Source organism: Glycomyces sambucus, assembly GCF_900102815.1.
GTDB classification, from domain to species: Bacteria; Actinomycetota; Actinomycetes; order Mycobacteriales; family Micromonosporaceae; genus Glycomyces; species Glycomyces sambucus.
The window spans coordinates 61098-73862 of record NZ_FNGF01000004.1 but is presented as its reverse complement, the minus strand read 5'-3'; the positions used below and the strand labels follow the sequence as shown (position 1 = coordinate 73862).

At 70.2% G+C, this 12765-nt stretch carries 9 protein-coding genes; 8 read left to right on the top strand and 1 reads right to left on the bottom strand.

Annotation, left to right across the window (positions count from 1 at the left end; genetic code table 11):
- Positions 1-50 precede the first annotated feature (50 nt).
- The 3 genes from aspT (BLS99_RS12810) to aspT (BLS99_RS12800) are packed head-to-tail and all read left to right on the top strand — an operon-like array spanning position 51 to position 5085.
- The gene (gene aspT / locus BLS99_RS12810) at positions 51-1748 is read left to right on the top strand and encodes an aspartate-alanine antiporter (protein WP_091049913.1); all 1698 of its coding nucleotides are present in this window, start codon (positions 51-53) and stop codon (positions 1746-1748) included.
- 28 nt (positions 1749-1776) lie between these two features.
- On the top strand, positions 1777-3393 hold the full coding sequence (locus tag BLS99_RS12805; RefSeq protein ID WP_091049910.1) for an aspartate 4-decarboxylase: 1617 nt from the start codon (positions 1777-1779) through the stop codon (positions 3391-3393).
- 6 nt (positions 3394-3399) lie between these two features.
- A complete protein-coding gene (gene aspT / locus BLS99_RS12800) occupies positions 3400-5085 on the top strand; it encodes an aspartate-alanine antiporter (protein WP_091049907.1) in 1686 nt (561 codons plus the stop codon).
- A gap of 4 nt (positions 5086-5089) precedes the next feature.
- On the opposite strand, the gene BLS99_RS12795 is transcribed toward aspT (BLS99_RS12800), so the two are convergent.
- On the bottom strand, positions 5090-5980 hold the full coding sequence (locus BLS99_RS12795) for an SMP-30/gluconolactonase/LRE family protein (RefSeq protein WP_091049903.1): 891 nt from the start codon (positions 5978-5980) through the stop codon (positions 5090-5092).
- Between the two features lie 163 nt (positions 5981-6143).
- Between BLS99_RS12795 and BLS99_RS12790 the strand changes: the two genes are divergently transcribed.
- The 5 genes from BLS99_RS12790 to BLS99_RS12770 all read left to right on the top strand — a co-directional run bounded on the left by BLS99_RS12790 (position 6144) and on the right by BLS99_RS12770 (position 12723).
- The gene (locus BLS99_RS12790) at positions 6144-7388 is read left to right on the top strand and encodes a cellulose-binding domain-containing protein (RefSeq protein ID WP_218126461.1); all 1245 of its coding nucleotides are present in this window, start codon (positions 6144-6146) and stop codon (positions 7386-7388) included.
- Between the two features lie 254 nt (positions 7389-7642).
- Positions 7643-8407 carry an IclR family transcriptional regulator gene (locus BLS99_RS12785; RefSeq protein WP_091049899.1) on the top strand — a complete coding sequence of 255 codons (765 nt, stop codon included), beginning with the start codon at positions 7643-7645 and terminating at the stop codon, positions 8405-8407.
- Between the two features lie 275 nt (positions 8408-8682).
- Positions 8683-9456 (top strand): MIP/aquaporin family protein, encoded by a 774-nt coding sequence (locus BLS99_RS12780; RefSeq protein ID WP_091049895.1) that lies wholly within the window; start codon positions 8683-8685, stop codon positions 9454-9456.
- A 55-nt stretch (positions 9457-9511) separates the two neighbouring features.
- Positions 9512-11041, top strand: a complete 1530-nt coding sequence (gene glpK, locus BLS99_RS12775; RefSeq protein WP_091049892.1) for a glycerol kinase GlpK — start codon at positions 9512-9514, stop codon at positions 11039-11041.
- A gap of 35 nt (positions 11042-11076) precedes the next feature.
- Positions 11077-12723 (top strand): glycerol-3-phosphate dehydrogenase/oxidase, encoded by a 1647-nt coding sequence (locus BLS99_RS12770; RefSeq protein ID WP_091049889.1) that lies wholly within the window; start codon positions 11077-11079, stop codon positions 12721-12723.
- Positions 12724-12765: the final 42 nt, after the last annotated feature.

Genomic DNA, 12765 nt, shown 5'->3' with positions numbered 1-12765 from the left:
CGCCTTTCCAGTAGATTCACCTGACTACTGTCGGTCATTCGGGGGTCACGGTGTGGAACTGGCTTGAGGACTCGCTCGTCGCGCACCCCGAGATCGCGATCTTCCTCGCGCTCGGCCTCGGCTTCCTCGTCGGCAAGCTCAAGATCAAGGGCATCGCCCTCGGCCCCGTCACCGGCACCCTCCTCGCCGGCGTCCTCGTCGGCATCGTCTTCACCGGCATCGACATCCCCGACCTCGTCAAGACCGTCGCCTTCGTCGCCTTCCTCTTCGCCCTCGGCTACAACGTCGGCCCCCAGTTCTTCGCCGGACTCAAAGGCGACGGCCTCAAGCAGGTCCTCCTCGCCGTCATCAACTGCGTCTTCGGCCTCCTCGTCGTCATCGCCCTCGCCAAGGCCCTGGGCTACGGCCCCGGCTGGGGCGCCGGCCTCCTCGCCGGCGGCCTCACCCAGTCCGCCGTCATCGGCGTCGCCGACTCCGCCATCGCCGCCCTCCCCGGCCTCAGCGCCGACGACATCAAGGAGATGGAGTCGCAGGTCGCCGTCGGCTACGCCGTCTGCTACCTCTTCGGCACCGCCGCCGCCGCGTTCTTCCTCTCCACCATCGCCCCCCGCATGCTCGGCTCCAAGAGCCTCGCCGCCGACGCCCACGCCATGGAGCAGCGGCTCGGGGTCGCCAAGGAACCCGGCATCGGCCCCGCCTACTACTCCGTCGTCCGCCGCTCCTACCGCGTCACCGGCGGCTCCGTCGTCGGCCGCACCGTCGGCGACCTCGAACAGCGCGCCCTCGACCTCGGACACCGCATCATGTTCCACGACCTCCGCCGCGGCACCACCGTCCAGAAGGTCAAACCCGCCACCGTCCTCGAGACCGGCGACGTCGTCACCCTCGCCGCCCGCCGCCCCGACCTCGTCGCCCTCAGCGTCGACCAGTGGGGCGAGGAGGTCGACGACGAAGAACTCCTCGACTACCGCGTCGAGACCCTCCCCATCGTCATCACCAGCAAGAAGCTCGCCGGCCAGCAGATCGGACCCGCCTTCGCCGAGCACGCCCCGCGCCTGTTCGTCACCAAAGTGGTCCGCGGCGGCCAGGAGATCCCCTGGAGCGACGCCACCGTCATCCACGGCGGCGACGAGATCACCGTCCAAGGCGGCAAGGACGAAGTCGAGGCCGTCTCCGGCGACCTCGGCTACCCGAACCGCGCCAAGGACGCCACCGACATGAGCTACGTCGGCTTCGGCATCGTCGTCGGCGCCCTCATCGGCGTCCCCACCATCGCCGTCGCCGGCGCCGACATCGGCCTCACCACCTCCGGCGGCGCCCTCATCATGGGCCTCGTCTTCGGCTGGCTCCGCGCCAAGTCGCCCACCTTCGGCCAGTTCCCGCCCGCCGCCAACTGGATGCTCTCCACCGGCGGCCTCTGCATGTTCGTCGGCATCGTCGGCATCATGGCCGGCCCCGACTTCATCTCCGGCGTCAAGTCCGAAGGACTCAGCCTCGTCTTCGCCGGCCTCGTCGTCACCCTCCTGCCGATGGTCCTCACCATGTACCTCGGCAAGTGGCTCTTCAAGATCCCGGTCCCGGTCAACCTCGGCATCACCGCCGGCGCCAACACCACCACCGCGTCCATCGGCGCCATCACCGACACCGCCAAGAGCCAGATCCCCGTCCTCGGCTACACGATCCCGTACGCCATCGGCAACGTCCTGCTGACGATCTGGGGCGCGGTCATCGTGGCCGTCCTCGCCTGAACGCACGCTCATCCGAAAGGGAACCGCCATGACCGTCGACCGCGACGAAGAACGCCGCCTCGAAGGGCTCAGCCCCTTCGAACTCAAGAACCGGCTCATCGAGCTCGCCGGAGAGAACGAGAAGGCCAACGCCCTCGCCATGGTCAACGCCGGCCGCGGCAACCCCAACTGGACCGCCACCGCCCCGCGCGACGCGTTCTTCCTCCTCGGCCAGTTCGCGGTCACCGAGACCCGCCGCGACTGGGACGAGTTCGAGAGCTTCGGCGGCATGCCCCAGAGCGACGGCATCGCCCAGCGCCTCGACGACTACCTCAAGTCCAACGCCGACGCGCCCGGCGCGAGCGCGCTGGCGGCCTACGTCGCCCACGGCACCGACGTCCTCGGCTTCGAGGCCGACGCCTGGGTCGGCGAGCTCGCCGACGCGATCATCGGCGACCACTACCCGGTCCCCGACCGGATGCTCGTCCACGCCGAGCAGGTCGTCCACGCCTACCTCGACGCCGAGATGGGCGGCGCGCCGAAGGGCGGCTGGGACCTCTACGCGGTCGAGGGCGGCACCGCCGCCATGTGCTACCTGTTCGACTCCGCGCAGGTCAACGGCCTGCTCCACCGCGGCGACCGGATCGCGCTCATGGTCCCGATCTTCACGCCCTACCTGGAGATCCCGCTGCTCGACCGCTACGCGTTCGACATCGTCTCCCTGGAGGCGTCCAAGGACACCGCCGAGGGCATCCACACCTGGCAGTACCCGGACGAGGAGATCGACAAGCTCAAGGACCCGTCGATCAAGGCGCTGTTCCTGGTCAACCCGTCGAACCCGCCGTCGGTCAAGCTCGCCGAGGCCACCCTGGAGCGCATCCGCGGGATCGTCGCGAACGACAACCCGGGCCTGACGATCATCACCGACGACGTGTACGGCACGTTCACCGAGGGCTTCACCTCGCTCATGTCGAGCCAGGCGGCCAACACCATCGGCGTGTACTCGTTCTCGAAGTACTTCGGCTGCACCGGGTGGCGCCTGGGCGTCATCGCCATCGCCAAGGACAACGTCTTCGACCAGCGCATCGCCGCTCTGGAGGAGACCCGCACCGCGGCCCTGCGCGAGCGGTACGCGTCGATCACGCTGGAGCCCGAGAAGCTCAAGTTCATCGACCGCATCGTGGCCGACTCGCGCGACGTCGCGCTCAACCACACCGCGGGCCTGTCGACCCCGCAGCAGGTCCAGATGGTCCTGTTCTCGCTCCACTGCCTCACCGACGCGGAGGGCGCGTACAAGCGCGACTGCCGCGCCGTCATCGCCCGCCGCCTCAAGCAGCTCGTGGAGGGCCTGGACGTGCCCTACCCCGACGACCCCGAGGCCGCGCACTACTACGTCGAGCTCGACCTCCTCAACTGGGCGCGGCGCACCTGGGGCCCGGAGTTCGCCGACTGGATGCAGGCGAACTACGAGCCGGTGGACCCGGTCTTCCGCCTGGCGCAGGAGGAGTCGGTGGTCCTACTCAACGGCGGGGGCTTCGACGGTCCGGAGTGGTCGGTGCGCGTGAGCATGGCGAACCTGCGCATGGACGCCTACAAGCGCATCGGCGCCGCGCTGCGCCGCATCGGGGACGAGTACCACGAGGCGTTCCAGGCGAGCAGGAGGTAGCGCGGCATGGACTGGATCAAGCAGACCCTCTCGGACACGCCCGAGATCGCGCTGTTCGTGTGCCTGGCACTGGGCTTCGCGGTGGGGAAGGTCCGGATCTGGAAGATCTCGCTCGGCGGCGTCGCCGGGACGCTCATCGTGGCGATCTTCCTGGGCATGTTCGCCGACATCACGCTGAACGACCAGGTGAAGACGATCGCGTTCGCGCTGTTCATCTTCACCCTCGGCTACATCTCGGGGCCGACGTTCTTCGCCAGCCTCAACCGCAAGAGCCTGCGGTACGCGACCTTCACCGGCATCGAGGTCGTCTCGGTCCTGGCGATCACCGCGGTCGCGATCCTCGTCATGAACCTCGACGAGGGCACGGCCGCGGGGCTCCTGGCCGGCGGCGCCACCGAGTCGGCCGCGGTCGGCACCGCGACCGACGCGATCGGGCGCCTCGACCTGTCGGCCGACCGGATCGCGACGCTCCAGGCCAACGTCGGCACCGCGTACTCGATCTCCTACATCTGCGGTCTCATCACGATCGTGCTGCTCTCCAGCCAGTTCTTCCCGCTCATCATGCGGATCGACCTGCGCGAGGAGGCGGCGAAGCTGTGGAAGAAGCTCGGCGGGGCCGCCGACGAGGCCACCGCCGCGCCCGCGGCGCCGGCCGTCGTGGGCCGCGAGTACCGCGTCACCGCGGCCGCCGGGCGCACCGTCGGGGAGCTCCAGAGCGACCTCGGCGAGGTCTCCGTGGAGGAGGTCTCGCGCCAAGGGGCGGCGCTGCCGCTGTCCCAGGACCTGCGGCTGGCCGAGGGGGACCGCATCCTCGTGGTCGGCCGCCGCGAGGCCCTGGCCGGGTCGACGCCGCGCATCGGCGCGGAGGTCGACCTCGACGAGTCGATGGCGATGAACCTCGACCTCGCCGACGTGGTGGTGACCCGCAAGGACTACAAGTCCTCGACGCTCGCCGACATCCGGCGGGACTTCGCGGAGGAGCGCCGCGGCGTGTTCCTCCAGCGGATCACCCGCGGCGACCACGAGCTGCCGGTGCAGCCGGAGACGCTGATCCAGCGCGGCGACACCGTGCGGATCTCGGGCGCGGCGCGGGACATGGAGCGCGCGATCCCGAAGATCGGCTTCCGGGTCGACCCGAAGGTCACCTTCGACATGGTCTTCATCGCCGTGGGCGTGGTGCTCGGCTTCCTCATCGGCATGCTGGTGTGGACGGTGGGGACGATCCCGCTGACGCTCGGCACCGGCGGCGGCTGCCTGCTCGCGGGCCTGCTGTTCGGGTGGATCCGCTCGAAGCGGCCCACGTTCGGGCAGTACGACTCAGGGGCCGCCGACGTCATCAAGACGCTGGGCCTCGCCACGTTCATCTGCGCGGTCGGGCTCTCGTCCGGCCCGCAGGCGGTCGAACTGGTCAAGGAGTTCGGGATCGGCCTGCCGATCGCGGGCATCGCGATGACCGCGATCCCGGCGTTCGTCTCGCTGTTCGTGGCCTGGAAGGTCATGAAGCTCCCGGCGCCGCTCACGCTCGGCTCGGTCACGGGCCAGCAGTGCTCGACGCCGGGCGTCACGGCGGTCCAGGCCGCGGCGGGCAACGCGACGCCGCTCATGGCCTACACGATCGTCTACGCCTTCTCGAACGTCGTCCTGCCGCTGCTGGGCCCGATCGTCGTCGCGATGGCGCACGCGCTCCAGTAGGCGGCTACAGCCGCCAGGCCCCGCCCGTGTTCAGCATGATCGAGTAGACCGAGTCCGTGGCGGTCACGAACAGGCGGTTGCGCTTGGGGCCGCCGAAGACCAGGTTGGACACCGCGGGCTGGGGGATCGGGAGCGTCGCCAGGTGGGTGCCGTCGGGGTCGAAGCAGTACACGTCCGCGGCGGCGGCCCAGACGCGGCCGGCGGTGTCGGTGCGGAGCCCGTCGAAGTTCCCGCCGGGCGACTCGGTGAACACGTCGCCGCCGCGCAGCGTCCCGCCGTCGACGGCGAACGCGCGGAGGTGGCCGCGGGCGGTGTCGGCGATGTAGAGGGTCCGCTCGTCGGGGGAGAAGGCGAGCCCGTTGGGCCGCTCGAAGTCGGCGGCGACCCGCGCGACCTCGCCGCTCGCGGGGTCGATCCGGTAGACGTGGCAGCCGTCGATCTCCGGATCGGCCGCGTGCCCCTCGTAGTCGCTGAGGATGCCGTAGGGCGGGTCGGTGAACCAGACCGCGCCGGTCGAGTCCACGACGACGTCGTTGGGGCTGTTGAACCGCCTCCCCTCCCACCGGTCGGCGAGCACGGTCACGGACCCGTCGAGCTCGGTGCGCGTCACGCGCCGCCCGCCGTGCTCGCAGGAGACCAGGCGGCCCTGCCGGTCGAGGGTGTGCCCGTTCGTGTGGCCGGCGGGGGAGCGGAAGACGCTGACGGAGTCGTCGGTCTCGTCCCACCGCATGATCCGGTCGTTCGGGATGTCGCTGAACAGCAGGTACTTCCCGTGCGGCACGTAGACGGGGCCCTCGGTCCAGCGGCCGCCGAAGAAGAGGCGTTCGAGGTAGTCGTCGCCGCCGACGTCGAAGCGGCCGTCGTGCACCTCGAAGCGCACTGGCGTCTTGATCAACGGAGACCTCCCGGAGTCGCAGTCGTGTCGCCGCCGAATCTACGGTATCGAAACTTTTCGATTTTCTGTGCGCGGTTCGTTGTGTCGCCCGTGTTACCGCTCTACCCTGAGACTGCTGAGCCGGGAACAGGCCCGGCCGCGTCTGAACAGACGGGACAACGACATGGGACCGGCACTCCCCAAGATCCGCGGACGAAGACTCGGCATGGTGCTGGCGGGCATGGCCGCCGTCGCCATCGCCGCGAGCCTCGCCTCCTTCGCCATGAACCCCGCCTCGGCCCAGACCGCCGGGTGCGACGTCGAATACCGGCTCACGGCCCAGTGGCCCGGCGGCTACAACGCCGATGTGGAGGTCACCAACCTCGGTGCGGCCGCGGTCGACCCGTGGCGCCTCGAATGGGACTACGCCGGCGGCCAGAAGGTCACGAACGCCTGGAACGCCACCGCGACCCAGTCCGGGGCGCACGTGACCGCCGTCGGCGTCGAGTACAACCGGCGCCTCGCCACCGGCGCCACCGTGAGCTTCGGCTTCTCCGGCACCACCTCCGGCGGCCAGAACGCGGCCCCGGCCTCGTTCAAGCTCAACGGGGTCCAGTGCACCGGCGCCGTCCAGCCGACCCCCACCAGCGCCTCGCCCACCCCCACCGCGACCCCGACGGGGAACCCCGGCCAGGACGAGTGGAACCCGCCCGCGAACCTGGTGCAGCCCCTGGGCGAGGTGTGGGACCACGTCGAGGACACCTACGACCTGAACTTCCGCAACTTCGGCTGGGACCAGGTCATGGCCACCGGCGGGACGATCAGCTACTGCGTCCGCTGGGACTCGCAGAACACCGTGACGGCCCAGACCCGCGACCGGATCGCCGCGAAGCTCCAGGACCAGTACGACCGCTGGTTCGACCAGATGGCCGGCTGGAACGAGTGGCCGTTCGACCGGATCGAGGTCAACGTGGTCGGCTGGGCCGCCTACGACCGCGACCTCCTCCAGTGGAGCGACGACTCGGTCGACGTCTACATCGGGGACATCCGCGAGGACGCCCCGCAGTGCGCCGAGGAGTGCGGCCGCTTCTTCCACCAGGACGGGAACTACTCCCAGTGCCCGGGCGGCGCGGCGCGGCACTACGACCAGAGCCTGTGGCTCACCCAGGGCATGGGCGGCGGCGCGGGCGGCGACTGGGGCCAGCGCATGGGCCAGGAGTACTTCGTGAACGCCCTGGACTCGGCGCAGATTCACATCTACCTGCACGAGCTCGGGCACACGTTCGGCCTGGACGACTTCTACGACTGGACCCCGACCGGCCAGTGCTGCTTCATCATGAAGGCCGGCTCCTCCAGCACGATCACCGCGTTCGACCAGTGGATGCTCCGCGACTGGTGGCGCCACCTCAAGAGCCGCTACGGCTATTAGCGCCCCTTGACACGACGATCCGGCGGCGGCGGGCCCCGGCCCGCCGCCGCTTCGCGTTCCCATCGTCCGGTCGAGTGCGGTGTCGGTCCCGATCTGGTCGGCAAGGGCCGATAGTGTTTAGCATTGTCGAACGGCGGTGTTCACCTGAGCGCAGCCGAACGCGGCAGAGTTCGAAGGAATCGCGGCCGAAGCGCGGCGGAGTTCGACCGAACGTCCTGCCGCATCCTTGACGGGACCGGAACGGAGGCGGGCGGATGGCGAAGCACATCCAGTCGCTGGAGCGCGCGGCGGCCATGCTGCGGCTGCTCGGGGGCGGCGAGCGGCGGCTCGGCCTGTCGGACATCGCCTCGGCGCTCGGCCTGGCCAAGGCCACGGCCCACGGCATCCTGCGCACCCTCCAGCACGAGGGCTTCGTGGAGCAGGACCCCGGCTCGGGCCGGTACCAGCTCGGCGCCGAGCTGCTGCGCCTGGGCACCACCTACCTCGACGTGCACGAGCTGCGCGCCCGCGCGCTGGTGTGGACCGACGACCTGGCCCGCTCGGGCGGCGAGGCGGTCTACCTCGGGGTGGTCCACCAGCACGGCGTCCTCATCGTCCACCACGTCTTCCGCCCCGACGACAGCCGCCAGGTCCTGGAGGTCGGCGCGATGCAGCCGATGCACTCGACCGCGCTGGGCAAGGTGCTCACCGCGTTCGACCCGGTGGCGCACGCGGAGCTGGTGGAGGCCGAGCGCGAGGCGTTCACCGCTCGCACGCTCACCGGCCTGCCCGAGATCGAGCGGGTCCTGGAGCGCACCCGCGCCCAGGGCTACGCGACCGACCTCGACGAGACCTGGGAGGGCGTGGCCTCGGTGGCCGCGCCGATCTTCGACCGGCACCGCCTCCCCGTCGGCGCGGTCGGCATTACCGGCGCCGTCGAGCGCGTCTGCAAGGACGGCGACCTGCGTCCCGAGCTGGTCGCGGCCGTCCGCGACACCGCCCGCTCGGTCTCGCGCGACCTCGGGGCCAAGCCCTTCTAGCGTTCTGCCCATTTCCTCCACTTTGCTGCGGGCCGGCTGTGGTCCTGCTATGCCTGTCTTGCAGGCGTTTCGCATGGTTCGAGGATTGGATTGTGGTGGTCGTCACATATCTATTGACGTGCAGGTAACATAGGAGGACGCTTTGCGTACGCCGGTCGACATTGTCGAACGCTAAACGGCTTCAGCGGTCACTCTGGCCACTGGCGTGAACAAAGCCCTTCCAACGAGTGCGGCACCCCCGGGGCCCCACTCGGGCACGGACAAAGGAGTCGCAAGTGTCCAACACAGACATCATCATCGGCGAGGTCGTCGGCACGGCCCTGCTGATCCTGCTGGGCGGCGGCGTCTGCGCCGCGGTCACCCTCAAGAAGTCCAAGGCCCAGAACGCCGGATGGCTCGCGATCACCTTCGGGTGGGGCTTCGCCGTGCTCACCGCCGCCTACGTCTCGGCCGGCGTCTCCGGCGCCCACCTCAACCCCGCCGTCACCATCGGCCTCGCCGTCACCGGCGGCACCGACTGGGACCAGGTCCCCCTCTACATCGGCTCGCAGATGGTCGGCGCCATGATCGGCGCGTTCCTCGTCTGGGTCGCCTACTACGGCCAGTTCCAGGCCCACATGGCCGACCTCGCCGGCCAGCCCGAACCCGCCGAAGGCCCCGACGACGCCAAGGCCGGCCCCGTCCTCGGCATCTTCTCCACCGGCCCCGAGGTCCGCAACGCCGCCATGAACCTCGCGACCGAGGTCATCGGCACCTTCGTCCTCCTCATCGCCATCCTCACCCAGGGCCTCAACGGCTCCGGCGAAGGACTCGGCACCCTCGGCGTCCTCATCACCGCCCTCGTCGTCGTCAGCATCGGCCTCTCCCTCGGCGGGCCCACCGGCTACGCCATCAACCCCGCCCGCGACCTCGGCCCCCGCATCGTCCACGCCCTCCTGCCGCTCAAGCACAAGGGCCGCTCGGACTGGGGCTACGCCTGGGTCCCGGTGGTCGGGCCCGTCGTCGGCGCCGTCCTCGCCGGCCTCCTCTACAACGTTGCCTTCGCCTAGCCATGACGACACAATCGACTTATCCCGCCTCGACAACGACGTTTTGGAGCGCACCATGACCGACTCGCACAGCGGCCCGTTCATCGCGGCCATCGACCAGGGCACCACGTCCAGCCGGTGCATCATCTTCGACCGCGACGGCCGCATCGTCGCCGTCGACCAGAAGGAGCACGAGCAGATCTTCCCCAAGCCCGGCTGGGTCGAGCACGACGCCGCGGAGATCTGGCGCAACGTCCAGGAAGTGGTCGCCGGGGCCATGGTCAAGGCCGGCGCCCGCCGCGACGACATCCTGTCGATCGGCATCACCAACCAGCGCGAGACGACCATGCTGTGGGACAAGCACACCGGCCAGCCGGCCCACAACGCCATCGTCTGGCAGGACACCCGCACCGACCAGCTCTGCAAGCAGCTCGGCGGCGACGCCGGCCAGGACCGCTGGCGCCGCGAGACCGGCCTCCCCCTCGCCGCCTACTTCGCCGGACCCAAGATCGCCTGGCTCCTCGACAACGTCGACGGCCTGCGCGCCAAGGCCGAAGCCGGCGACCTCCTCTTCGGCACCATGGACTCCTGGGTCATCTGGAACCTTACCGGCGGCGTCAACGGCGGCGTCCACGTCACCGACGTCACCAACGCCTCCCGCACCCTCCTCATGAACCTCGAGGACCTGAGCTGGAACGAGGACATCGCCGCCGAGATGGGCGTCCCCCTCCAGGTCCTCCCCGAGATCCGCTCCTCCTCCGAGATCTACGGCGAGGTCACCGGCGGCACCCTCGGCCAGCTCCTCGGCGGCGTCCCCGTCGCCTCCGCCCTCGGCGACCAGCAGGCCGCCCTCTTCGGGCAGACCTGCTTCTCCACCGGCGAGGCCAAGTCCACGTACGGCACCGGCACGTTCATGCTCATGAACACCGGCGAGAAGCTCATCCACTCCGAATCCGGCCTGCTCACCACCATCGGCTACCGCATCGGCGAGCAGGACCCGGTCTACGCCCTCGAAGGCTCCATCGCCGTCACCGGCTCGCTCGTCCAGTGGATGCGCGACCAGATGGGCCTCATCAGCACCGCCGCCGAGATCGAGACCCTCGCGCTCTCCGTCGAGGACAACGGCGGCGCCTACTTCGTGCCGGCCTTCTCCGGGCTCTTCGCGCCCTACTGGCGCTCCGACGCCCGCGGCGTGATCGCCGGCCTCACCAGGTACGTCACCAAGGCCCACATCGCCCGCGCCGTCCTGGAGGCCACCGCCTGGCAGACCCGCGAGATCACCGACGCCATGACCAAGGACTCCGGCGTCGAACTCTCCGCGCTCAAGGTCGACGGCGGCATGACCTCGAACAACCTCCTCATGCAGTTCCTCGCCGACGTCCTCGACGCCCCCGTCGTGCGCCCGATGGTCGCCGAGACCACCTGCCTCGGCGCCGCCTACGCGGCCGGGCTCGCCGTCGGCTTCTGGAACTCCACCGAGGACCTGCGCGCCAACTGGCGCCGGGCCGCGGAATGGACCCCCGACATGGACTCGGACCTGCGGGACCGCGAATACAAGAACTGGCTCAAGGCCGTCGAGCGCACCATGGGCTGGCTCGAGGACTAGACGCCCTATGAACACCGTGGAATGAGGAGTCGGCCATGACCACCTTGCAGCACCTCCCCGCCAACTGGGAGGACCCGACCGTCGCGCGGATCGCGAACGCGCACTGGACCGAGCGCGCGGACCGGGCCGAGCAGCGCGACGCGCTGTCGAACACCACGTTCGACCTGCTCGTCATCGGCGGCGGCATCCTGGGCATCTCCACCGCCTGGCACGCCGCCCAGTCGGGACTGCGGGTGGCCCTGGTCGACTCCGGCGACTTCGCCGGAGCCACCTCCTCGGCCTCCTCCAAACTCCTCCACGGCGGACTCCGCTACCTCCAGACCGGCGCCGTCAAACTCGTCGCCGAGAACCACTTCGAACGCCGCGCCCTCACCCGCCAAGTGGCCCCGCACCTCTCCCGGCCCCTCACCTTCTACCTGCCCATCTACAAGAACGGGCCCCACGGCGCCGCCAAGATGGGCGCCGGCGTCTTCGCCTACTCCGCGCTCTCCGGCTTCGGCGACGGCGTCGGCCACCTCCTCAACCCGGTCAAGGCCCGCATGGCCGTGCCCGAACTGCGCATCGACGACCTCAAGGCCGTCGCCGTCTACGGCGACAGCCAGATGAACGACGCCCGCATGGCCCTCATGACCGTCCGCGCCGCCGCCGACGCCGGTGCCGTCGTCCTCAACCACGCCGAGGTCACCGGCCTGCGCTTCACCGGCAGGCAGGGCGTCAAGGGCCGCGTCAGCGGCGCCGAACTGCGCGACCGCCTCGACGGCACCGAGTTCGGCGTCGACGCCCACGTCGTCCTCAACGCCACCGGACCCTGGGTCGACCACCTGCGCCGCATGGAGAACGCCGGCGCCGACCCCTCGATCCGCCTCTCCAAGGGCGCCCACCTCGTCCTCAAGCGCACCTCCCACTGGCAGGCCGCGCTGGCGACGCCGATCGACAAGTACCGCATCACGTTCGCGCTGCCGTGGGAGGACATGCTCCTGCTCGGCACCACCGACGAGGCGTACGAGGGCGACCCCGGCGACGTCGCGGTCAACGAGAAGGACATCGCCCAGATCCTCGACGAGGCCGGCCATTCCGTCCGGCCCGAGCAGCTGCGCCGCGACCTCATGACCTACTCGTTCGCCGGGCTCCGGGTCCTGCCCGGCGGGCCCGGGAGCACCGCCAAGGCCAAGCGCGAGACCGTCGTGACCGAAGGCCGCGGCGGGATGCTCTCCGTAGCGGGCGGCAAGTGGACCACGTTCCGCCACATCGGACGCACCGTGATGAAGAAGCTCGCCGAGATGCCCGGGTACACCATCGGCGCCGAGATGGAGCCCATGCGGAACCTGCCCCGGCGCCTGCCGCTGCCGGGCATCGCGAACCCGCACGCGGTGCAGCACCGGCTCCTGTCCGACGGCGGCTCGCCGCTGCCGAACCTCGGCGAGGACACCGCGGCGCACCTGGCGACCCACTACGGCTCCATCGCCTTCGACATCGCCCGCCTCGCGGGCGAGCACCCGGAGCTCGCCCGGCGCGTCCACCCGGACGCACCCGAGATCTGGGCCCAGGTGGTCTACGCTCGCGACATGGAGTGGGCCGAGACACCCGACGACGTCCTGCGCCGCCGCACCACGCTCACCATCCGCGGCCTCGACACGCCCGAGATCCGCGCACAGGTGCAGCTGCTGCTCGACCAGCGGTAGGCCCGGTCCGCCGGCACACCGCACACGAACTTTTCTCCGCAC

Bases quoted from the DNA above. Each gene is read 5' to 3' on its own strand.
- BLS99_RS12805 (WP_091049910.1), top strand. From the start codon at position 1,777: ATGACCGTCGACCGCGACGAAGAACGCCGCCTCGAAGGGCTCAGCCCC.
- aspT (WP_091049907.1), top strand. From the start codon at position 3,400: ATGGACTGGATCAAGCAGACCCTCTCGGACACGCCCGAGATCGCGCTG.
- BLS99_RS12790 (WP_218126461.1), top strand. From the start codon at position 6,144: ATGGGACCGGCACTCCCCAAGATCCGCGGACGAAGACTCGGCATGGTG.
- BLS99_RS12785 (WP_091049899.1), top strand. From the start codon at position 7,643: ATGGCGAAGCACATCCAGTCGCTGGAGCGCGCGGCGGCCATGCTGCGG.
- glpK (WP_091049892.1), top strand. From the start codon at position 9,512: ATGACCGACTCGCACAGCGGCCCGTTCATCGCGGCCATCGACCAGGGC.
- BLS99_RS12770 (WP_091049889.1), top strand. From the start codon at position 11,077: ATGACCACCTTGCAGCACCTCCCCGCCAACTGGGAGGACCCGACCGTC.